This is a genomic window from Knoellia flava TL1, from assembly GCF_000768675.1.
GTDB classification, from domain to species: domain Bacteria; phylum Actinomycetota; class Actinomycetes; order Actinomycetales; family Dermatophilaceae; genus Knoellia; species Knoellia flava.
In genome coordinates this window covers 48,942-69,375 of record NZ_AVPI01000056.1, presented here as the reverse complement: position 1 = coordinate 69,375, position 20,434 = coordinate 48,942, and the positions used below count along the sequence as shown (strand labels likewise).

The following is a 20,434-nucleotide window of genomic DNA, read 5'->3' as shown; positions in this document are numbered from 1 at the left end:
AGGTGACGGGTCGACGATGACCGACTTCCTTCAACAAATCGTGAACGGGTTGACCCTCGGGTCCCTGTACGCCCTGATCGCCGTCGGCTACACCGTCGTCTACGGCATCGTGCAGCTCATCAACTTCGCCCACGGCGAGGTCTTCATGATCGGGGCGTTCGGCGCCCTGGCGACGTGGACGGTGCTCTTCAAGGGCCAGACCGGCCTCTGGGTCCTGCCGGTCATGGTGCTCGGCGCCGTGGCCGTGTCCGTGCTCACCGCCGTGGTCATGGAGCGGATCGCCTACCGGCCCCTGCGTGGCGCGCCACGCCTTGCCCCACTCATCACCGCCATCGGCATCTCGGTGTTCCTCCAGGAGGCCGTGCGCCTCTTCTACCCGGGCGCCAAGAGCAAGCTCAGCTTCCCCGAGATCCAGGTCGTCACCGGGCCGGGTCTCTCGTTCGGTGGCCTCAACATCCAGCGGGCCGCGGTCTTCACCGTCGGCGCGCTCGTGCTCTCGGCAGCCCTGCTGTGGTTCTTCGTCAACCGCACCCGGCTCGGGCAGGGCATGCAGGCCGTCTCGCAGGATCCCGACACCGCCCAGCTCATGGGCATCAACGTCAACCGGATCATCGTCATCGCCTTCGCCCTCGGTGCGGCACTCGCCGCCATCGGTGGCGTCGCGCAGGGCCTGCTCAACTCCAACATCGACTTCCGCATGGGCTTCCTCGCCGGACTCAAGGCCTTCACGGCCGCCGTCCTCGGAGGCATCGGCAACATCCAGGGCGCCATCGTCGGTGGCCTCACCCTGGGGATCGCCGAGTCGATGGCGACCCAGTTCATCCCCGGCCAGTTCGGTGGATCCGCCTGGAAGGACGTGTGGGCCTTCGTGCTCCTCATTCTCGTGCTCGTCTTCCGGCCCCAGGGCCTCCTCGGCGCTCGGGTGGTGGACCGCGCATGAGCACCTCGACCCCCTCGAACCCGCCCACGCCGGCCACCTCCGTCGCACCCGCGCACTCCGACCACGACGACGAGATCGTCAAGGTCTCGTGGCTCGAGCGCGTCCCGGGACGAGGCAGCTCGGCTGCCTGGCCACTCGGCCTCGCCGGGGCCCTCGTCCTCGTCGCCGGCACCTTCCTCTCGTGGAGCTACACCGATGACGTCCTCGGTGACCTGTCGGTGAACTTCTGGCCCGGTGGCGTGCAGATCTGCATGATCGTCCTCGGCCTCGTCGCGATCGTCCTCCTCCTCGCCCACCGCGGCCCGTTGTCGTGGCTCGGCGAGTGGCTCGACACCGCGGCATCCGTCCGCGCCCTGGGCATCGGCGCCGTCGTCTACATGGTGGGGTGCCTCGGCACCATCGCCTACCAGTCCGGCGGCCTCATCAACGTCAACCCCGGCGGCTGGATCTCGCTCGTCGGCGCGCTCCTGCTCGCCGCGTCCGGGCTCATGCTCGTCTCGCGCCAGTCCAAGGACCCCCTCTTCGCCAAGACGTCGTCCTGGCTCGAGATCTGCACGATCATCGCGCTGATGGCCCTCGTCCTCTTCGGGGCGGCCTACGCGCTCGACGTCGAGGACGGCGCGAGCTTCGTGCTCTTCCTCGTCTTCGTCGGGTTCATCGCGTTCGCCCTCGCGAAGGCGGGCGTCTTCACGTGGATCGGGCTCATCGCGCAGAAGAACCGCCAGGTGCTCATGCTCGGCGCGTTCGCGGTGGCGTTCCTCTTCCCGTTCACGCAGGGCGGCTCCGACGAGAACATGTCGATCGCGACGCAGGTCCTCATCTTCGCCGCCACGGCGCTGGGCCTCAACATCGTCGTCGGCCTCGCCGGCCTGCTCGACCTCGGCTACATCGCCTTCCTCGGCGCCGGCGCCTACGTCGGCGCGGTCCTCTCGGCGTCGGCGTTCGCGACCATCGACTGGAAGCCGCCGTTCCTCGTCGTCGTCATCCTGGGCGCCTGCATCTCGGCGATCCTCGGTCTCATCATCGGCTCACCGACGCTGCGCGTGTCCGGCGACTACCTCGCCATCGTCACGCTCGCCTTCGGTGAGATCTTCCGCCTCACGATGGGCAACCTCGACGGCAACAACGGCCCGGTCCTCACCAACGGTCCCAACGGCATCCCGGCGATCCCCGACCTCAACTTCTTCGGGTTCGACTTCGGGCAGCCGCACACGATCGCGGGCATCACGCTCGGCCGGTTCGCGAACTACTACTTCCTGCTGCTCGTCATCGCGGCGATCATCATCCTCGTCTTCACCCGGCTCAACAACAGCCGCATCGGCCGTGGCTGGGTGGCGATCCGCGAGGACGAGAAGGCGGCGGAGGCCATGGGCGTCAACGTCTTCGGCCTCAAGCTGTTCGCATTCGCCGGTGGTGCCTTCCTCGCCGGCATGGCCGGCACGGTCAAGGCCCACCACGACGTCTCGGTGACACCTGACCAGTACATCTTCCTCGAGTCCGCGTTCCTCCTCGCCGCCGTCGTCCTGGGCGGCATGGGCACCGTGGCCGGCGTCCTCGTCGGTGCGACGATCCTCAAGCTCCTCCCCGAGAAGCTGCGCTTCGTGGCCGACTACCGTCTGCTCATCTTCGGTCTCGTCCTCGTCCTCATGATGCGGTTCCGCCCGGAGGGCCTCGTGGCCAGCCAGCGCCGCAAGCTCGAGTTCCACGAGGACGACGAGGAGCTCGCGCAACGCATCGAAGAAGTCCACCTCGAGGAAGCGGAGGCCAAGGCATGACCGTCACGGACACGACGCCCGTCGTCACGACCGACCCGGCGTCCGGCACGATCCTCGAGGCCCGCGGCGTGACGATGCGCTTCGGTGGTCTCACCGCGGTCAAGGACGTCGACATGGTCGTCCACCCCGGCGAGATCGTCGGACTCATCGGACCCAACGGCGCCGGCAAGACGACGTTCTTCAACTGCCTCACGGGTCTCTACAAGCCCACCGAGGGCGAGGTGCGGCTCCTCGGCGAGGTCATCCCCCCGAAGCCGCGTGCGGTCGTCATGGCCGGCATGGCTCGGACGTTCCAGAACATCCGGCTCTTCGCCAACATGACGGCCCTCGAGAACGTCATGGTCGGCCGCTACTGCCGCACCAGCTCGATGGCGCTCACCTCGATCCTGCGCGGACCGAAGTTCCGTCGCGAGGAGGAGGCCACCCGGGCCCGCGCCCAGGAGCTCCTCGAGTTCGTCGGTCTCGGCGACTCGGCCGAGAACCTCGCACGCAACATGCCCTACGGCGACCAGCGGCGGCTCGAGATCGCCCGCGCGCTGGCCACCGACCCCAAGCTCATCCTCCTCGACGAGCCCACGGCCGGCATGAACCCGCAGGAGACCAAGCAGGCGAGCGACCTCATCTTCCGGATCCGCGACAGCGGACTGGCGGTCGTCGTCATCGAGCACGACATGCGGTTCATCTTCAACCTCTGCGACCGGGTTCTCTGCCTCGTCCGGGGTGAGGTCCTCGTCGAGGGCACGCCCGGTGAGGTGCAGTCCGACCCGCGGGTCATCGAGGCCTACATCGGTGGCTCGGACGTCGACGAGGACGACGAGCCGGCACCCGCCTCCGAGGCCGCCCCGACCAAGGAGGAGCAGCAGTGAGCCCCATGCTCGAGGTCAAGGACCTCGTCGTCGCCTACGGCAAGATCAAGGCCGTCAAGGGCATCAGCTTCAGCGTCGACGAGGGCGAGGTCGTCACCCTCATCGGCACCAACGGTGCGGGCAAGACGACGACGCTGCGGACCATCTCCGGCCTGCTCCGCCCGGCCGGCGGCTCGATCCGCTTCCAGGGCAAGCGGATCGACGAGACCCCGGCGCACGACATCGTCGCGCTCGGCCTCGCCCACTCCCCCGAGGGCCGCCGGATCTTCCCGCGGCTCACGGTCGAGCAGAACCTCCTGCTCGGGGCGTTCGCCCGGCGCGACGGTGACATCCGCAAGGACCTGCAGGCGGCCTACGACCTCTTCCCCATCCTCGGGGAGCGCAAGTCGCAGGCGGCGGGCACGTTCTCCGGTGGTGAGCAGCAGATGCTCGCCATGGGTCGCGCGATGATGAGCCGCCCCAAGCTGCTCATGCTCGACGAGCCGTCGATGGGTCTGTCCCCGCTCATGATGAAGACGGTCATGTCAACGGTGACGACGCTCCAGGAGCAGGGCACGACGATCCTGCTCGTCGAGCAGAACGCCCAGGCCGCGCTCAAGCGGGCGACGAAGGGCTACGTCCTCGAGGTCGGCAAGATCGTCCTCTCGGGCACCGGCTCCGAGCTCCTCGAGAGCGACGAGGTCCGCAAGGCCTACCTCGGCGAGGACTGAGGTCAGGCTCGCCCGTCACGGGCAGTCGAGAGTAGAAGAAGTCCCGCCCCACGTCGTGTGGGGCGGGACTTCTTCTACTCTCGACTGCTTTTCGGGACGGGTGCCGGCATACGGGGGTATGCCGTCCGCCCGGCTAGGCGCTCTTGCGCGGCGTCCGCTTCGCGGACCCGCCCTGCGAGGATCGGGAAGCCGTGGCCTTGCGGGTCGACCGTGCGGGCTTCGCCGTGCTCGCCGTCGTCGAGGCCGCTGTGGCTGCGCGGGCCGCTGCCGTCCGCTTCTTCGCCGGCGCCCTGTCTGCAGCGGCCTTCGTGGTCGTGGGGCCCGTCGTCTTGGACGTCGCCTTGGCCCCCGTCCTGGCTCCTGCACCCTTGGTGCCCGACGACGAACCGCGGGTCGTCGTGCGCGAGGTCTTGGCAAGGACCGGCGCGAGGAACCGGCCCGTGTGGCTGTCGGGGTTGTCCGCGACCTCCTCGGGCGTGCCGGTGGCGACGATCGTGCCGCCCTTGTTGCCGCCCTCGGGGCCGAGGTCGACGATCCAGTCGGCGCTCTTGATGACGTCGAGGTTGTGCTCGATGACGAGGACGCTGTTGCCCTTGTCGACAAGACCCTGGAGGACGCCGAGCAGCTTGCGGATGTCCTCGAAGTGCAGACCGGTCGTCGGCTCGTCGAGGACGTAGATCGTGCGGCCGGTCGAGCGCTTCTGCAGCTCCGTCGCGAGCTTGACGCGCTGCGCCTCACCACCGGAAAGCGTCGGCGCGGGCTGGCCGAGCCGGACGTAGCCGAGCCCCACCTCGTTGAGCGTCGTCATGTGCCGGGCGATCGCGGGCACCGCGGCGAAGAACTCGGCGGCCTCCTCGATCGGCATGTCGAGGACGTCGGCGATCGTCTTGCCCTTGAAGTGGACCTCGAGCGTCTCGCGGTTGTAGCGCGCGCCGTGGCACACCTCGCACGGGACGTAGACGTCGGGCAGGAAGTTCATCTCGATCTTGATGGTGCCGTCGCCGGAGCACGCGTCGCAGCGGCCGCCCTTGACGTTGAACGAGAACCTTCCGGGCTGGTAGCCGCGGATCTTGGCCTCGGTCGTCGTCGCGAAGAGCTTGCGGATCGCGTCGAACACGCCGGTGTAGGTGGCCGGGTTGGACCGTGGCGTGCGACCGATCGGCCCCTGGTCGACATGGACGACCTTGTCGAGGTGCTCGAGCCCGGTGACCGTGCGGTGGCGACCCGGAACGTGGCGGGCGCCGTTGAGCTTGTTGGCGAGGACGTTGTAGAGGATGTCGTTGACGAGGGTCGACTTGCCCGATCCCGAGACGCCGGTGATGGCGACGAGGTTGCCGAGCGGGAAGCTCGCGCTCACGTCGTGGAGGTTGTGCTCACGCGCCCCGACGACGGTGACCTCGCGGCCCGGGGTCTGCGGGCGGCGCTCCGCCGGCACCGGGATCTCCTCGCGGCCGGAGAGGTACTTGCCGGTGAGCGAGGTCTCGTGGGTGAGCAGGTCGGCGACGGTGCCGCTGTGGACGACCTCGCCACCGTGCTCACCGGCGCCCGGGCCGATGTCGACGACCCAGTCCGCGGTCGCGATGGTGTCCTCGTCGTGCTCGACGACGATGAGCGTGTTGCCGAGGTCGCGCAGCCGCGTCAGGGTCTCGATGAGGCGGTGGTTGTCGCGCTGGTGCAGCCCGATGCTCGGCTCGTCGAGAACATAGAGGACGCCGACGAGCCCGGAGCCGATCTGGGTGGCGAGACGGATGCGCTGGGCCTCACCACCGGAGAGCGTGCCGGCCGGGCGGTCGAGGCTGAGGTAGTCGAGCCCGACGTCGAGGAGGAAGCCGAGGCGGGCGTTGATCTCCTTGATGACCCGCTCGGCGATCTGGCGCTCACGGACCGTGAAGTCCACGTCCTCGAGGAACTTCGCCGAGTCGGAGATCGGCAGGGCGCAGACGTCGGCGATGCTGTGACCGCCGATGAGCACGGCGAGCGACTCCGGCTTGAGGCGGCTGCCGCGGCAGGAGGGGCACGGCACCTCACGCATGTAGCCCTCGTAGCGCTCACGGCTCCAGTCCGAGTCGGTCTCGGCGTGACGACGCTTGACGAACGGGATGGCCCCCTCGAAGCCGGTGGTGTAGGACCGCTCGCGGCCGAACCTGTTGCGGTACTTGACGTGCACCTTATGGTTGCGGCCGTTGAGCAGGGCTTCGCGGGCCCGCTCCGGCAGGGCGCGCCACGGCACGTCGACGCTGAACTTGAGCTCCTCGGCGAGGGCGCCCAGGACGCGCTGGAAGTACTCGGACGCGCCGCTGCCCGACGCCCACGGCGCGATGGCGCCCTCGGCCAGGCTCAGCTCGTCGTTGGGCACGATGAGGTCGGCGTCGACCTCGAGCTCGGTGCCGATGCCGGTGCAGACCGGGCAGGCGCCGAACGGGGAGTTGAACGAGAAGGAGCGGGGCTCGACCTCGTCCATCGTCAGAGGGTGGTCGTTGGGGCAGGCCATCCGCTCCGAGTAGCGGCGCTCACGCGGGAGGCCGCTCGGGTCGTCGTCGGTCGTGACGTCGACGAACTCGATGACGACGACGCCGCCGGCGAGTCCGAGCGCGGTCTCGACCGAGTCGGTGAGACGCCGCTTGGACGAGGCGTCGCCGCCCTTGGACACGAGGCGGTCGACGACGACGTCGATGCTGTGCTTGACCTGCTTCTCGAGCTTGGGCGGCTCCGTGAGCGAGACGACCTCGCCGTCGACACGGGCCCGGGCGAAGCCCTTGGACTGGAGCTCGGCGAAGAGGTCGACGTACTCACCCTTGCGGGCGCGCACGACCGGCGCGAGCACCTGGAAGCGGGTGCGCTCGGGCAGCTCGAGCAGCCGGTCGACGATCTGCTGGGGGCTCTGGCGGGTGATCGGCTCGCCGCAGGTCGGGCAGTGCGGCCGGCCGGCGCGGGCGAAGAGCAGACGGAGGTAGTCGTAGACCTCGGTGATCGTGCCCACCGTCGAGCGCGGGTTGCGGTTGGTCGACTTCTGGTCGATCGACACCGCCGGCGACAGGCCCTCGATGAAGTCGACGTCGGGCTTGTCCATCTGCCCGAGGAACTGCCGGGCGTAGGCGGAGAGCGACTCGACGTAGCGGCGCTGGCCCTCGGCGAAGATCGTGTCGAACGCCAGCGAGGACTTGCCCGAGCCGGACAGCCCCGTGAAGACGACGAGGGAGTCCCGAGGAAGGTCGACGGACACGTCCTTGAGGTTGTGCTCACGCGCGCCACGCACGACGAGGCGGTCGTGGGTGGCGCTCCCGGAGCGTCGGGAAGGCGAGGTGGTCGCGGCAGAAGTCACGTCCTCCATGCTAGGTGGACCCACCGACAGCCACCGTCCGGCGCCGGGATGCGGCCCCGCAGCGCACCTAGAGTGGCGCCTGTGAGCGTGCGCGCGGTGCTCGTCGGACTCGTCGCCGGGTCGACCGTGCTGTGCGGCGCCTGCACGACCGGTTCGACGGGCTCGCCGCAGCCGCCCGCCTCCCCCACGACGACCCCGACGACGCTCCGGTGGGAGCGGGTCCCCCTCCCCGGCGGGCTCGAGCCCGTCACGCTCGCGACCTCGGCAGACGACGTCGTCGTCGGGGCCATCACCCCCTCCCGGCCCCGCCCGCGCCTCCTCGTCGGCCCCGGCCCGGACGACCTGCGTGAGGTGCCGCTGACGCCGCGCTCGCCCTACGCCTTCGAGGGTCGCTGGCTCGAGGTCGCGACCCGCGGCGGGCGCATCGACGCCATCGCCGGCGCCCGCGGCGGCGCGCACGGCAACTACCGGTGGACGACGTGGTCCGGCACCGCCGCGGGCGTCGCGGAGCAGGAGCAGCCCTTCGGCGTCTTCGGCAGCTATGGCGCCGGGGACCTCGCAGGCATCGCGTATGCCGGCTCGTCACCGGTCGTGCTCGGCGCCTGGCAGAGCGAGCAGACGGGGATGGACGTCGCCACGTGGACGCGCAGTGGGGACCGGTGGGCCCGGGTCCCGTCCACCGGCACCCCCCTCGGCAGCACGCCCGGGGAACTCGTGGACGCGCGCGTCATCACGGCCCGCGGTGACGGCCTGCTCCTTGGCGGTTCGGTCACGAGGCTCGCTCCCGGCTCCGTGGAGGTCGTGCCCGCCGTGTGGACGTCACCGGGGCCGAGCGGACCCTGGACCCGGGTCGAGCTGCCCCGCAGCGGCGACCGGGGCACCTCCGAGGTCCACGGCGCCGTCTGCGCCCGCGACCGGTGCCTCCTCACCGGGGCGACGGACGGGCGCCTCTCGATGTGGGAGGTCACCGACGGCACGACCGCGGAGCCGCCCGGGACACCGACGGTCGAGGTTCCCGAGAACGCCTCGGTCCCGTCGCCGGTCCCTCTCGGCGACGACGTCGTCGTCGCCGCACCCACGGCTGAGGGCACGACGCTCCTGCGGCGGTCCGGCGCGAGGTGGACCACAGCCACCGGTCCACCGGGACCGCCCACCTCGGTCGTCGTCCACGGTGCCGAGGTGTGGGTCGTCACCGGTGCCGGGCGTGGCACTCCCGCCCTGTGGCGGGCGCGCGTAGCCTGACGAACGTGACCGACCTCCTCGCCGCCATCGACGAGCACACCGCTCGCCTCGTCTCCGACGCCCGTGCGTGCGACGACCTGTCCGCGCCCAGCCTGTGCGAAGGGTGGACCCGCGACCACGTCCTCAACCACCTCGCCCGCAACGCCGAGGCCCTCGTCCGCCTCGTCGGTGCTGCCGTCGACGGCACCGGGGAGACGATGTACGCGTCCCCCGAGCGGCGTGACAGCGAGATCGACGACGGGGTGGGCCGCGACCCCGAGGTCGTCGTCGGCGAGGTCGAACAGAGCGCCGTCCCGCTCGCCGAGGCGCTGCGCCGGCTCGGGCCGGAGCACCGTGACGTCGTGCTCGAGCGGACGCCGGGCGGCCCGACCTTTAAGGGCGGCATGCTCCCCTTCATGCGGCTGCGCGAGGTCGTCTACCACCACGTGGACCTCGACCTCGGGTTCGGCTTCGACGACGTCGAGGGCGACCTCCAGGTGCTCTTCCTCGAGAACGAACTCAAGCGGCAGCAGGGCGTCGAGGGCGCCCCGCCCCTCGTCCTGCGCAGCGACGAGGGTGACACGTGGAGGGTCGGCGACGACACCGACGGCGTGCCTCCGGTGACCGGCTCGCGCGCCGGCATCCTCACCTGGCTGGCCCGTCAGGACCCGAGCGGAGTGCGCGCCGAGGCGCTCCCCGAGCTGACCGCGGGACTGTGACGTGACGGCATACGACGGCGACGTCTCCCCCGGCGGACCCGCACAGGTCCGCGAGCTCGCGCACCTCGTCATCCGCAAGCTCGCCGTGTCGGAGATGTCGAACAACGCCTACCTCCTCACCTGCCGGACCACCGGCGAGCAGCTGCTCGTCGACGCCGCCGACGACGCCTCGCGCCTCGGAGCCCTCGTCCGCGAGGGCAGCGGGAGCCTCGACCACGTCGTGACGACCCACCAGCACTGGGACCACGTGCGCGCGCTGCGCGACCTCGTCGACGCCTTCCACCCGCGCACCTACGCCGGCGCCGACGACGCCGACGCCCTTCCGGTGCGTCCGGACGTGCGGCTGCAGCACGGCGACACGGTCACGGTCGGTGACGTGCGGCTCGGCGTCGTGCACCTGCGCGGCCACACGCCGGGCTCGGTCGCCCTGGCCTACGCCGACCCCGAGGGCCACACCCACCTCTTCACCGGCGACTCGCTCTTCCCGGGCGGCGTCGGCAACACGAAGAACGAGGGGCAGAGCTTCGACAGCCTCATCGAGGACGTCACGACGCGGGTCTTCGACGTCTACGACGACTCCACGTGGGTCTACCCCGGGCACGGCGGTGACACGACGCTCGGCGCCGAGCGCCCGCACCTCGACGAGTGGCGCGAGCGCGGCTGGTAGTCCCGCTAAGGCACCTCGATCTCGTGCTGGCGGAGGGTCTCCTCGAGCAGGCTCATCCGTTGGTCGGACGTGCGGACCTGCAGCTCCAGCGCGCCCACGCGGACCTCGAGCAGGTTGATCCGGTCGGCGATGCTGCCGGCGAGACGGTCGAGGCGTTCGTTCGCCTCGTGCGCCTCCACGTCACCAAGCCCCTCGTCGTCGCGGTCGTCCTCGTTCATCGCGTGCTCAACTCCTCTCGGGTGTGTGGCTTGTGCGAGGCCTGTCGCCTCTCGCTCCAGCATGCCCGACGCGGCCACGTGACGGAATGAGCCCGAGGCACCCCCGACGCGGGCCGGCACCCGGGCCCGGAGTGGCGCGGACGCCGGTGGTGACGCCCGAACTACGCTGACGACGTGGCGATGAGGCGGAGTCGGAGAGCCGTGGCAGCCCGTCGGCGCAAGCGGCGCCTGGACGCGGTCGAGCACGACCTCAGCGGCGACCAGTGGGCGGCGCTGCGTGAGGCGTGGGGTGGCTGCGCCTACTGCGGCGCCACCGACCGTCCGCTCCAGCGCGACTGCGTCCTGCCCCTTTCGCGGGGCGGCCGCTACACCCTGGACAACATCGCCCCTGCCTGCGGACCGTGCAACGCGAGCAAGTGCAACGACGAGGTCACCGGATGGCTGCGTCGCAAGCGCTACGACGAGCGCGCCTTCCTCGAACGCCACGCGGCGATCCGGGCTCTGCTGGCACCGCCCGCACCTCCGTCTCACGGAGTGGCGTGAGCGGGACCGTCGAGCTGCCGGTCCTAGCCTGACGGGGTGTCGCGCCTCAGCTCGGTTCCCGCACCCCTGCTCGTCCTCGCCGGCGTCGTCTCGGTCCAGTTCGGTGGCGCGCTCGCCGCGACGCTCGTGCCCGAGATCGGGGCCGGGGGCTCGGTCGTCATGCGCCTGCTCTTCGCGACCGTCATCCTCCTCGCCATCGCCCGCCCCCGCTTCCGCGGCCACTCACGGCGCGCCTGGCTCACCGTCGTCGGCTTCGGGCTTGCGCTCGGGCTCATGAACTTCACGTTCTACGGGTCGCTCGCCCACCTGCCGATCGGTGTCGCCGTGACGATCGAGTTCCTCGGCCCGCTGCTGCTCGCTGCCTCCCTGTCACGTCGTGTCGTCGACCTCGTCGCGGTGCTCGCCGCGGGCGCCGGCGTCCTCCTCATCTCCGAGGCGCTGTCGGTGCCGTTCGCCGACCTCGACTGGACCGGGCTGGGACTGGCCGCGACCGCGGGAGCGTGCTGGGCGGCATACATCATCTTCAGCGGGCGCACCGGCGCCGAGTTCGACAAGCTCGAGGGCCTCGCGCTCGCGATGGTCGTCGCGACCCTCGTCACGCTGCCCTTCGGGCTCGCCTCGGTGCCGGAGTGGGACGCGAGTGTGCTCGCCCGCGGCCTCGGCATCGCCGTGCTGTCGTCGGTGCTGCCCTACTCGCTCGAGCTCGTCGCGCTGCGGCGGCTCACCGCCCAGGTCTTCGGGATCCTGCTCAGCCTCGAGCCTGCCGTCGCCGCTCTCGCCGGGCTCGTCGTCCTCGGGCAGGTGCTCCACGGCTGGCAGCTCGCCGGCATGGCTCTCGTCGTGCTCGCGTCCGCGATCGTCCTCGGCCTCGGAGCGCGCAAGGACCCCGCCGAGTCGACGGGGTCCTAGCGCACTGCACGCGGCGTATGCCGTGCCACGGGTCAGGCGTTGATCTCCTGCTTCTCGTCACGCTTGGTCTTCCAGAGGCTGGCGACCGTGGTGACACCGAGGATGACGACGATGGCGCCCAGCGAGACCGCGATCGGGATCTCCGGCACGTCGAAGTGCTCGCCGCCGTTGATGAACGGCAGCTCGTTCTCGTGCAGGGCGTGGAGGATGAGCTTGACGCCGATGAAGGCGAGCAGCACCGACAGGCCCAGGCTGAGGTAGACGAGCTTCTGGAGCAGGCCACCGAGCAGGAAGTAGAGCTGGCGCAGACCCATGAGCGCGAAGAGGTTCGCGGTGAGGACGAGGTAGGGCTCCTTGGTGAGGCCGTAGATCGCCGGGATCGAGTCGAGCGCGAAGAGCAGATCGGTCGTGCCGAGCGCGAGGACGACGATGAAGAGCGGCGTGACGACGCGCTTCGCGTTCTCCTTGACGACCATCTTGCTCGTCCACTCCTTGGTGGACGGCAGGGTCTTCTCCACCCACTTCATGAAGCGGTTCTCCTCGTACTCCTCGTCGTCGCTCTCGCCCTCGGTCGCGAGCTTGACCGCGGTGTAGATGAGGAACGCGCCGAAGATGTAGAAGACCCACGAGAAGTTGTTGATCGCCGCGGCGCCGAGCCAGATGAAGATGCCGCGCAGGACGATCGCGATGATGATGCCCCACATGAGGGCCGTCTGCTGGAACTTCTCGGGCACGGCGAACTTCGCCATGATGAGCAGGAAGATGAAGAGGTTGTCGACCGACAGGGAGTACTCGGTCAGCCAGCCGGCATAGAACTCGCCCGCCAGCTGGCTCCCGTGGCTGAGCCAGACCCAGATCCCGAAGAGGACCGCGGCGCCGATGTAGAACGAGAGCGCGAGGACGAGCTCCTTCGTCGACGGGCGGTGCGGGTTGCGCGCGATCATGACGACGTCGAAGAGCAGCACGGCGGCGGCGATGCCGATGGTGAGGAACCACTGCCACGTGGCGACGTTCATCGACGGCGTCGCGGCCGCCAGTGAGGTGAGGGAGTGCAAGTGCGGAACCTTCCGGGGGTCGGGTGCGTGTCCCGGAGGTCTCTCCCGCCCGTGGGGCTGGACCGGATCCCCGGGCCTGGATGAGACCGTGATGACGAGGAGTCCGCGCTGGGGATACTCCCCTCCGCTCGGACGATTCTCGCACGCATCGAGAGTCGAGCCGCAACTCGACCACGGACGGTGGGCACGAGGTCGAGAGTGCAGAACACGCTGGGGGTGGTGGGTGCTCGGCGGCGTGTCGAGCACTCTCGACCTAGGCTGCGAGCGTGCTCACGCGTCGCGGCCTCCTGCTCGGGATGGCTTCGCTCCCCCTCGTCGCGTGCTCGCAGCAGTCACCGCCGTCACCAGAGGAGGACTCGAGACCCGTGCGCATCACCTATGGGGACGACCCGTCGCAGTTCGCCGAGCTGACCCGGCCCAGCGGCGCGAGCAAGGGCGTCGTCGTCGTCATCCACGGCGGCTTCTGGAAGGCGGAGTACGACCTCGAGCTCGGCCGTCCCCTCGCCCGCTCGCTCGCCGAGCAGGGCTGGACGGCGTGGAACGTCGAGTACCGCCGGGTCGGCATCGGTGGCGGCGCCCCGGCGACGTTCGACGACGTGCACGCCGCCATCGAGCGGCTCGCCGGCGTCGAGGGCCTCGACACCTCGACCGTGCTCACCCTCGGGCACTCGGCCGGTGGGCACCTCGCGGTGTGGGCTGCAGGACGCCAGCGGTATGCCGGGTGGCAGGACGCGCGCGTCCGCGTCACGGGGGCACTGTCGCAGGCCGGGGTCCTCGACCTCGTCGCCGCCCACCGCGACGACCTCGGGTCGGGCGCGGTGCAGGCGCTCCTCGGTCGCGCCCCCACCACGGAGGACGCGGCCTTCGACCCACGGCAACAGGTGCCTCTCGACGTGCCGGTGCGGTGCGTCCACGGCAGGGGCGACGACATCGTCCCGCCGACGCAGTCACGTGAGTACGTCGAGGCGGCCACCGCGACGGGCGCCGACGCCTCCGTCGAGCTCGTCGACGGCGACCACTTCGTCGTCATCGACGTCGAGTCCCCGGCGTGGACGCGTCAGCTCGAGCTGCTCGACGAGCTCTCGGGTCGCTGACTGCGCGGCAGCTTCGCGACGACGAGGGCGTAGGACGTGTCGACCGCCTCGCGCAGGGCCTCGTCGGGGATCGTCCCCCCGATGGCGAGGGTGTTCCAGCCGTGCCGGCCGATGTAGGCCATGACGGCCGCGTCGTCGGGGAACTCGGCCAGCCACTCGTCGGCCTCGGCCCGGGTGCCGAGCTTGACCCCGACCCCCTCCGACCCGAGGAACGCGAAGATCTTGTCGCCGACCTTGGCGACGTCGTCGCCCTCCCACGGCTGGTCGGCCCACGCCCCCGGCTTGGCCAGGGCGTAGGCGCCCAGCTCCTCAGGGGTCACCCGCTGTCCCGGCCGCGGACGGGCGCACCGGTCGTGTTCCTCGATGTCATCGTGTCGCCTCGCTCATCTGCCGGAGCTCCTTCTTGAGGTCGCCCAGCTCGTCACGCAGTCGGGCAGCGAGCTCGAAGTGCAGGTCGGCCGCAGCCTGGTGCATCTGGGTCGTCAGCTCCTGGATGAGGTTGGCGAGGTCGCCCGCCGCCATGCCCGCGAGCCGGTCCGTGCCGACCGTGACGGCGTCGGCGGCCAGCGCCCCCCGACCGCCACGACCCCCGTCGGACTTCCCGCGCGACCGCGACCGTCCGGACCCGAGCAGGGCCTCGGTGTCGGCGTCCTCGCGCTCGAGCATGTCGGTGATGTCGGCGATCTTCTTGCGCAGCGGCTGCGGGTCGATCCCCCGCTCGGTGTTGTAGGCGATCTGCTTCTCACGGCGGCGCGAGGTCTCGTCGACGGCCTCGGCCATCGACGGGGTGATCTTGTCGGCGTACATGTGGACCTGGCCCGACACGTTGCGCGCGGCACGGCCGATCGTCTGGATGAGGGAGCGGGCCGAGCGGAGGAAGCCCTCCTTGTCGGCGTCGAGGATCGAGACGAGCGACACCTCGGGCAGGTCCAGTCCCTCACGGAGCAGGTTGATGCCGACGAGGACGTCGTACTCACCCATCCGCAGCTCGCGGAGCAGCTCGACGCGGCGGAGGGTGTCGATGTCGGAGTGGAGGTAGCGGACCCGCACCCCCTTGTCGAGCAGGTAGTCGGTGAGGTCCTCGGCCATCTTCTTCGTCAGCGTCGTGACGAGGACGCGCTCGTCCCTGGCGGCCCGCTCGTTGATCTCGTGGAGCAGGTCGTCGATCTGCCCCTTCGTCGGCTTGAGCACGATCTCGGGGTCGACGAGACCCGTCGGGCGGATGATCTGCTCGACGACGCCGTCTGCCTGGGCGAGCTCGTAGTTGCCCGGTGTCGCGGAGAGGTAGACGGTCTGCCCGATGCGCTCGAGGAACTCCTCCCACTTGAGCGGGCGGTTGTCCATCGCCGACGGCAGACGGAACCCGTGGTCCACGAGGGTGCGCTTGCGCGACATGTCGCCCTCGTACATCGCCCCGATCTGCGGCACGGTGACGTGCGACTCGTCGAGGACGAGCAGGAAGTCCTCGGGGAAGTAGTCGAGGAGGCAGTTGGGCGCCGAGCCGGGGGTGCGGCCGTCGAGGTGCATCGAGTAGTTCTCGATGCCGGAGCACGAGCCGACCTGCCGCATCATCTCGATGTCGTAGGTCGTGCGCATGCGCAGTCGCTGGGCCTCGAGCATCTTGCCCTGGCTCTCGAACGTCCTGAGCTGCTCCTCGAGCTCGTGCTCGATGCCCGCGATGGCACGCTCCATCCGCTCGGTGCCGGCGACGTAGTGCGACGCGGGGAAGACGTACATCTCCGTCTCCTCACGCACGACCTCGCCGGTGAGCGGGTGCAGCGTGTAGATCTTGTCGACCTCGTCGCCGAAGAACTCGATGCGGACCGCGAGCTCCTCGTACATGGGGATGATCTCGACGGTGTCCCCGCGCACGCGGAAGGTGCCGCGGGTGAAGGCGAGGTCGTTGCGCGTGTACTGCATCTGGACGAACCGCCGCAGCAGCTCGTCGCGGTCGAGCTCGTCGCCGATGCGCAGCTGCACCATCTTGTCGACGTACTCCTGCGGCGTGCCGAGGCCGTAGATGCACGACACGGACGCGACGACGATGACGTCGCGGCGGGTGAGCAGCGAGTTGGTCGCCGAGTGCCGCAGCCGCTCGACCTCGTCGTTGATCGAGGAGTCCTTCTCGATGTAGGTGTCCGTCTGCGGGACGTAGGCCTCGGGCTGGTAGTAGTCGTAGTAGCTGACGAAGTACTCGACGGCGTTGTGCGGAAGCAGCTCACGGAACTCGTTGGCGAGCTGCGCCGCGAGGGTCTTGTTGGGCGCCATGACGAGCGTCGGCCGCTGCACCTGCTCGACGAGCCACGCCGTCGTCGCCGACTTGCCGGTGCCGGTGGCGCCGAGGAGCACGACGTTCTGCTCGCCGCGGTTGACGCGCTCGGCGAGGTCCTTGATCGCGGCCGGCTGGTCACCGGCCGGCTCGAACTCGGAGACGACCTTGAACGGCGCGACCGTGCGCTTGAGGTCGGTGGTGGGACGCATACCCACACGGTATGCCGTGCCACCGACAGAGCCTCACCCGCAGCGTCCGGCGAGATGCCGGCATACCCACCACACTTGCGGACGCAGGCACGAGGTGCGGGAGGATGAGTCGGTGACCCTCACCGCGCTCCCCGAGCCCCGCACCCCCGACCCCCGTTCCGCGCCCAGCCTGCGCTGGGGCGTCCTCGGACCCGGTTACATCGCCCGTGAGATGGCGGCCGCGCTCCGGGACGAGACCGGTCAGGTCCTGCAGGCCGTCGCCTCGCGCGACCTGTCGCGTGCGCAGGCGTTCGCGGACGACTTCGGGGTGCACACGGCATACGGGTCCTACGAGGAGCTCGTCGCGGACCCCGCCGTGGACGCGGTCTACGTCGCGACCCCGCACTCCGAGCACCACGCGCAGTCGCTGCTCGCCCTCGGGGCGGGGAAGCCGGTCCTCGTCGAGAAGGCGTTCACCCGCAACGCTGCCGAGGCCCGCGAGGTCCTCTTCGCCGCCGCTGACAAGGGGCTGCTGGCCCTGGAGGCGATGTGGACCCGCTTCCTCCCGGGCGTCGACGTCGTCCGCCAGTGCCTCGAGCAGGGACTGCTCGGCGAGGTCGAGAACGTCTTCGCCGACCACGGCCAGCCGCTCTTCCCCAACGGCCCGCAGCGGCTCTCCGACCCGGCCCTCGCGGGTGGTGCGCTGCTCGACCTCGGCATCTATCCCACGTCGTTCGCGTCGTTCGCGCTCGGCGGCATCGAGTCGGTCACGGCGAGCGGCCGCCTCACCGATGAGGGCGTCGACGCCGAGGAGACGATCCTCGTGACCGGCCGCAACGGCGGGCATGGTCTGCTCCACGCGACGATGACCTCGCGCACGCCCACCACCGCGAGCATCAACGGGACCGAGGGCCGGCTCGAGCTCGGCGACCCCGACGACCCCCAGAACCGCTGGTACGCGCCGTCGCGCGTGAGGTTCGTGTCGCGCGACGCCGGGACCGAGCTGTCGTGGGAACCCGAGCGCCGCGAGCACGGCCTCCACTTCGAGGTCTGCGAGGCCGCGCGGTGCATCGACGCCGGATTGACGGAGAGCCCGCTCCTGCCCGCCGCCGAGACCCTGCGCATCATGGAGGTCCTCGACGAGGTCCGGTCGCAGGTAGGGGTGCGCTACCCCGGCGAGTGAGCCGCGTGGCCCCGGACGCGCTCGTGCACCGAGTCGAACCACGGCTCCTTGGCGTCGGCGTACTCCGACGGGGTGAGCCCCTGGGCCAGCAGGCGCATCTTGAGGGCGGCGTACTCGGAGCGGGCCGCCTCGTCGACTCGCAGCCAGTCACGGAACCGCCGCGCCCACGAGTAGCCGGGGCTGCCGACCTCGCGCACGTGGACGTGGGCCATGCGGCCGGGGTCAGCGCTGGCGTGGAACCGCTTGGGCCAGTCCTGCCCGTCCTTGCCGTTGTCGTGAGAAACCTCGCCGACCCGCGGGAAGCCGCACCGCGCGAGGGCGTCGACGAACGCCTGCTCGTCGGCGTCGTCGAGGGACGCGACCCCCACCTGGAGGTCGATGACGTCCTTGGCCGGCAGGCCGGGCACCGACGTCGAGCCGATGTGCTCGACGGTCACCGCCCGCTCCCCCAGCGCCTTCTCGACCCGCGCGACGAGCCGCGCCGCCTGCGCGGTCCACTCCTCGCGCGGCTCGCTGATCGTGAGCGCGTCAGGTCGACGAGCCCGTATGCCGTGCAGCAGGTTGGCGTTGAACGGCTCGAACCGCTCGGCCCAGAGCCGCCGCACCTGCACGCCGAGCTGCTCCGGCGTGCCGTGGTTGTCGAGCCACACGTCGGCTGCGGCGCGCCGCGCGTCGTCGTCGGCCTGTGCGGCGATGCGCGAACGCGCGTCCTGCTCGTCCATGCCACGGTCCCGGACGAGACGCGCAAGGCGCTCCTCCTCGGTGGCGCCCACGACGACGACGAGGTGGTAGTCGGCGCCCATCGACTTCTCGACGATGAGCGGCATGTCGTGGACGAGCACGGCGTCGTTGGGCGCCTGCTCGAGCAGCTGGGCGGTCCGCCTCCAGATGGCCGGGTGGGTGATCGCCTCGAGGTCGGCCAGGGCAGCGGGATCGCCGAAGACGACGCGCCCGAGGGCGGGTCGGTCGAGGGCTCCGTCCCTCCCGAAGACGTCGTCGCCGAAGCGCTCGCGGATCGCGGTGAGGGCCGGCATGCCGGGTTCGACGACCTCGCGGGCCACGGCGTCGGCGTCCACGACGACCGCCCCGAGGTCGGCCAGCGTCCGGGCGACCGTCGACTTGCCGGAGCCGATCCCGCCGGTGAGGCCCACGCGCAGCATGGAGTCAACGTACCCGGCGTCGTAGGGTCGCCCTCATGATCTCGGCCCTCGGGGCGGGTCTCGTCGTGACGGGGCTCGTGGCGCTCGCGCTCGCGTGGTGGGTCGTGCGGCTGCGGGCGGCGCTGCGGCGCAGCGGTCACGAGATCGCGCGGCTGCAGGGCGTGGCCCTGCGGCGTGCGGACCAGGTGTCGGTGCTGAGCCACGAGGTGCGCACCCCGCTGGCGCTCATCAAGGGGTCCGCGGACCTCTTGGCGGAGCAGACGCCGGGTCCCCTGACGACGACCCAGGCGAAGTTCGTCGACACGATCTCGGGCAGCGCCGACCACGTCATCGAGCTCGCCGAGGACATGCTCACCCACGCCCGGATCGAGGCCGGGCTCTTCGAGGTCCACCTGCGCCAGGTGGAGCTGCGGGCCTACCTGCGCTCGGTCGTGCGCGAGCTGCGGCAGGTGCACAGCCACCGCGCCATCGCCCTCGACGCCCCCGGCCCCCCGACCCGGGTCCACCTCGACCCGCAGCTCATCCAGCAGCTCGTGAGCAACCTCGTCGCCAACGCGCTGCGCCACGACGACCGCGTCGACAACGCCGTCGTCGTGCGGGGCCACACCGCCGACGGCAACGTCATCCTCGCCATCAGCGACGAGGGCCGCGGCATGAGCGAGGAGGAGCGCTCGCGGCTCTTCGCCCGGTTCTCGAGCAGCGCCCCCATCGGTGAGGGGACGGGTCTGGGGCTCTACATCTCCGCGCACATCGCGGAGCTCCACGGGGGCCGGATCCTCGTCGACACGATCGCCCAGCACGGGACGACGATGCTCGTCGCCTTCCCCGCCGGCGAGCACAAGGGGCGCCCGTGAGCGCGCCGGTGTGGCGGGCCCTCGTCGTCGAGGACGAGCCGGCGATGCGTGACATCATCACCTTCGCCCTCGAGACCCAGGACTTCGAGACGGTCACGGCCGGGACGGCCGAGACTGCGTGGAGCATCGTCTCCGAGCAGCAGGTCGACCTCGTCGTCCTCGACGTCATGCTGCCCGGCATGTCGGGCATCGAGCTGTGCCGCCGGATCACGTCGACGAAGGCGGTGCCTGTCATTCTCCTCACCGCCCTCGGCGAGACGTCGCAGCGCATCGCCGGGCTCGAGGCGGGCGCCTCCGACTACGTCACCAAGCCGTTCCACCCGCGTGAGCTCGCGCTGCGGGCCGCCGGCCTCGTGCGGAGGTCTCCCCTGCGGGAGGGGGCCGTCGCCCAGTCCGGTCCGGTGACGCTCGACCTGCGCAGCGCGACGGCATACGTCAGGGGGAAGCGGGCCGACCTCACCCCGCACGAGTACCGCCTGCTGGCCGCGCTCGTCACCCATCCCGACGAGGACCTGCCCTTCCGCCAGCTGCTGCTCCTCGGGTGGGGCGACGCCCAGCCGCTCGGGGGTCGAGAGCTGCTCAAGACGGCGGTCTACCGCCTGCGCCTCAAGCTCGAGGCCGTCGACCCGGCGGCGCGCGGGTGCATCACGAGCGTGCGCGGGGTCGGCTACCGCTACTCCGCCGGACCGGGGTCGGACGACGGCTGACGGGTCTTCGGTCACAGGATGGTGACCGTTC

The 20,434-nt window shown here is 70.6% G+C and carries 19 protein-coding genes; 13 read left to right on the top strand and 6 right to left on the bottom strand.

Going from position 1 to position 20,434, the window contains the following annotated elements; all coding sequences use genetic code 11:
* Nucleotides 1-16: 16 nt before the first annotated feature.
* The 4 genes from N798_RS14385 to N798_RS14370 are packed head-to-tail and all read left to right on the top strand — an operon-like array spanning nucleotide 17 to nucleotide 4,291.
* Entirely contained in the window at nucleotides 17-940 is a 924-nt protein-coding gene (locus N798_RS14385; RefSeq protein WP_035949648.1) for a branched-chain amino acid ABC transporter permease, read from the top strand.
* Nucleotides 937-2,715 carry a branched-chain amino acid ABC transporter permease gene (locus tag N798_RS14380; RefSeq protein ID WP_084100756.1) on the top strand — a complete coding sequence of 593 codons (1,779 nt, stop codon included), beginning with the start codon at nucleotides 937-939 and terminating at the stop codon, nucleotides 2,713-2,715. Before N798_RS14385 ends, N798_RS14380 begins: the two co-directional genes overlap by 4 nt.
* On the top strand, nucleotides 2,712-3,581 hold the full coding sequence (locus N798_RS14375) for an ABC transporter ATP-binding protein (RefSeq protein WP_035949645.1): 870 nt from the start codon (nucleotides 2,712-2,714) through the stop codon (nucleotides 3,579-3,581). The genes N798_RS14380 and N798_RS14375 overlap by 4 nt, the downstream gene beginning before the upstream one ends.
* A gap of 5 nt (nucleotides 3,582-3,586) precedes the next feature.
* Nucleotides 3,587-4,291 (top strand): ABC transporter ATP-binding protein, encoded by a 705-nt coding sequence (locus N798_RS14370; protein ID WP_268234563.1) that lies wholly within the window; start codon nucleotides 3,587-3,589, stop codon nucleotides 4,289-4,291.
* A gap of 133 nt (nucleotides 4,292-4,424) precedes the next feature.
* Here the strand turns inward: N798_RS14370 and uvrA are convergent, their stop codons facing one another.
* Nucleotides 4,425-7,622 carry an excinuclease ABC subunit UvrA gene (gene uvrA / locus N798_RS14365; protein WP_035949641.1) on the bottom strand — a complete coding sequence of 1,066 codons (3,198 nt, stop codon included), beginning with the start codon at nucleotides 7,620-7,622 and terminating at the stop codon, nucleotides 4,425-4,427.
* Nucleotides 7,623-7,694: 72 nt separating this feature from the next.
* On the opposite strand from uvrA, the gene N798_RS18470 reads away from it, so the two are divergent.
* Genes N798_RS18470 through N798_RS14350 form a run of 3 tightly spaced genes read left to right on the top strand, consistent with a single transcriptional unit; the run spans nucleotide 7,695 to nucleotide 10,220 of the window.
* On the top strand, nucleotides 7,695-8,855 hold the full coding sequence (locus N798_RS18470) for a hypothetical protein (protein WP_035949640.1): 1,161 nt from the start codon (nucleotides 7,695-7,697) through the stop codon (nucleotides 8,853-8,855).
* Between the two features lie 5 nt (nucleotides 8,856-8,860).
* Nucleotides 8,861-9,553, top strand: coding sequence for a maleylpyruvate isomerase family mycothiol-dependent enzyme (locus tag N798_RS17555; protein WP_188450335.1), 693 nt, complete (start codon nucleotides 8,861-8,863; stop codon nucleotides 9,551-9,553).
* A gap of 1 nt (nucleotide 9,554) precedes the next feature.
* A complete protein-coding gene (locus tag N798_RS14350; protein WP_035949638.1) occupies nucleotides 9,555-10,220 on the top strand; it encodes an MBL fold metallo-hydrolase in 666 nt (221 codons plus the stop codon).
* Nucleotides 10,221-10,225: 5 nt separating this feature from the next.
* On the opposite strand, the gene N798_RS14345 is transcribed toward N798_RS14350, so the two are convergent.
* On the bottom strand, nucleotides 10,226-10,438 hold the full coding sequence (locus N798_RS14345) for a hypothetical protein (RefSeq protein ID WP_035949636.1): 213 nt from the start codon (nucleotides 10,436-10,438) through the stop codon (nucleotides 10,226-10,228).
* 201 nt (nucleotides 10,439-10,639) lie between these two features.
* Here N798_RS14345 and N798_RS14340 point away from each other — a divergent pair, with 201 nt between their 5' ends.
* Both N798_RS14340 and N798_RS14335 read left to right on the top strand, forming a co-directional pair.
* Nucleotides 10,640-10,981 (top strand): HNH endonuclease, encoded by a 342-nt coding sequence (locus N798_RS14340; RefSeq protein ID WP_371870440.1) that lies wholly within the window; start codon nucleotides 10,640-10,642, stop codon nucleotides 10,979-10,981.
* A gap of 36 nt (nucleotides 10,982-11,017) precedes the next feature.
* On the top strand, nucleotides 11,018-11,890 hold the full coding sequence (locus N798_RS14335) for an EamA family transporter (RefSeq protein ID WP_035949632.1): 873 nt from the start codon (nucleotides 11,018-11,020) through the stop codon (nucleotides 11,888-11,890).
* A gap of 32 nt (nucleotides 11,891-11,922) precedes the next feature.
* Here the strand turns inward: N798_RS14335 and N798_RS14330 are convergent, their stop codons facing one another.
* The gene (locus N798_RS14330; RefSeq protein WP_035949782.1) at nucleotides 11,923-12,906 is read right to left on the bottom strand and encodes a TerC family protein; all 984 of its coding nucleotides are present in this window, start codon (nucleotides 12,904-12,906) and stop codon (nucleotides 11,923-11,925) included.
* Nucleotides 12,907-13,211: 305 nt separating this feature from the next.
* On the opposite strand from N798_RS14330, the gene N798_RS14325 reads away from it, so the two are divergent.
* Nucleotides 13,212-14,039, top strand: a complete 828-nt coding sequence (locus N798_RS14325; protein ID WP_035949630.1) for an alpha/beta hydrolase family protein — start codon at nucleotides 13,212-13,214, stop codon at nucleotides 14,037-14,039.
* Here N798_RS14325 and N798_RS14320 read toward each other — a convergent pair.
* Together N798_RS14320 and uvrB are read right to left on the bottom strand one after the other, a co-directional pair.
* Nucleotides 14,003-14,359 (bottom strand): MmcQ/YjbR family DNA-binding protein, encoded by a 357-nt coding sequence (locus tag N798_RS14320; RefSeq protein WP_035949628.1) that lies wholly within the window; start codon nucleotides 14,357-14,359, stop codon nucleotides 14,003-14,005. The genes N798_RS14325 and N798_RS14320 overlap by 37 nt on opposite strands.
* A 46-nt stretch (nucleotides 14,360-14,405) precedes the next feature.
* Complete coding sequence (gene uvrB / locus N798_RS14315; protein WP_035949627.1) at nucleotides 14,406-16,520, bottom strand: excinuclease ABC subunit UvrB; 2,115 nt, start codon at nucleotides 16,518-16,520, stop codon at nucleotides 14,406-14,408.
* A 112-nt stretch (nucleotides 16,521-16,632) separates the two neighbouring features.
* On the opposite strand from uvrB, the gene N798_RS14310 reads away from it, so the two are divergent.
* Nucleotides 16,633-17,682: a Gfo/Idh/MocA family protein gene (locus N798_RS14310; protein ID WP_035949626.1), complete on the top strand. Its 1,050-nt coding sequence runs from the start codon at nucleotides 16,633-16,635 to the stop codon at nucleotides 17,680-17,682.
* On the opposite strand, the gene coaE is transcribed toward N798_RS14310, so the two are convergent.
* On the bottom strand, nucleotides 17,667-18,842 hold the full coding sequence (gene coaE, locus N798_RS14305) for a dephospho-CoA kinase (RefSeq protein ID WP_035949625.1): 1,176 nt from the start codon (nucleotides 18,840-18,842) through the stop codon (nucleotides 17,667-17,669). The genes N798_RS14310 and coaE overlap by 16 nt on opposite strands.
* Nucleotides 18,843-18,877: 35 nt before the next feature.
* Here coaE and N798_RS14300 point away from each other — a divergent pair, with 35 nt between their 5' ends.
* Together N798_RS14300 and N798_RS14295 are read left to right on the top strand one after the other, a co-directional pair.
* On the top strand, nucleotides 18,878-19,696 hold the full coding sequence (locus N798_RS14300; RefSeq protein WP_035949623.1) for a sensor histidine kinase: 819 nt from the start codon (nucleotides 18,878-18,880) through the stop codon (nucleotides 19,694-19,696).
* On the top strand, nucleotides 19,693-20,403 hold the full coding sequence (locus tag N798_RS14295; RefSeq protein ID WP_035949620.1) for a response regulator transcription factor: 711 nt from the start codon (nucleotides 19,693-19,695) through the stop codon (nucleotides 20,401-20,403). The genes N798_RS14300 and N798_RS14295 overlap by 4 nt, the downstream gene beginning before the upstream one ends.
* Nucleotides 20,404-20,434 lie beyond the last annotated feature (31 nt).

Bases quoted from the DNA above. Each gene is read 5' to 3' on its own strand.
- N798_RS14370 (WP_268234563.1), top strand. From the start codon at position 3,587: ATGCTCGAGGTCAAGGACCTCGTCGTCGCCTACGGCAAGATCAAGGCC.
- N798_RS14330 (WP_035949782.1), bottom strand. From the start codon at position 12,906: ATGAACGTCGCCACGTGGCAGTGGTTCCTCACCATCGGCATCGCCGCC.
- N798_RS14345 (WP_035949636.1), bottom strand. From the start codon at position 10,438: ATGAACGAGGACGACCGCGACGACGAGGGGCTTGGTGACGTGGAGGCG.
- N798_RS14385 (WP_035949648.1), top strand. From the start codon at position 17: ATGACCGACTTCCTTCAACAAATCGTGAACGGGTTGACCCTCGGGTCC.
- N798_RS14375 (WP_035949645.1), top strand. From the start codon at position 2,712: ATGACCGTCACGGACACGACGCCCGTCGTCACGACCGACCCGGCGTCC.
- N798_RS14380 (WP_084100756.1), top strand. From the start codon at position 937: ATGAGCACCTCGACCCCCTCGAACCCGCCCACGCCGGCCACCTCCGTC.
- uvrA (WP_035949641.1), bottom strand. From the start codon at position 7,622: ATGGAGGACGTGACTTCTGCCGCGACCACCTCGCCTTCCCGACGCTCC.
- uvrB (WP_035949627.1), bottom strand. From the start codon at position 16,520: ATGCGTCCCACCACCGACCTCAAGCGCACGGTCGCGCCGTTCAAGGTC.
- coaE (WP_035949625.1), bottom strand. From the start codon at position 18,842: ATGCTGCGCGTGGGCCTCACCGGCGGGATCGGCTCCGGCAAGTCGACG.
- N798_RS14300 (WP_035949623.1), top strand. From the start codon at position 18,878: ATGATCTCGGCCCTCGGGGCGGGTCTCGTCGTGACGGGGCTCGTGGCG.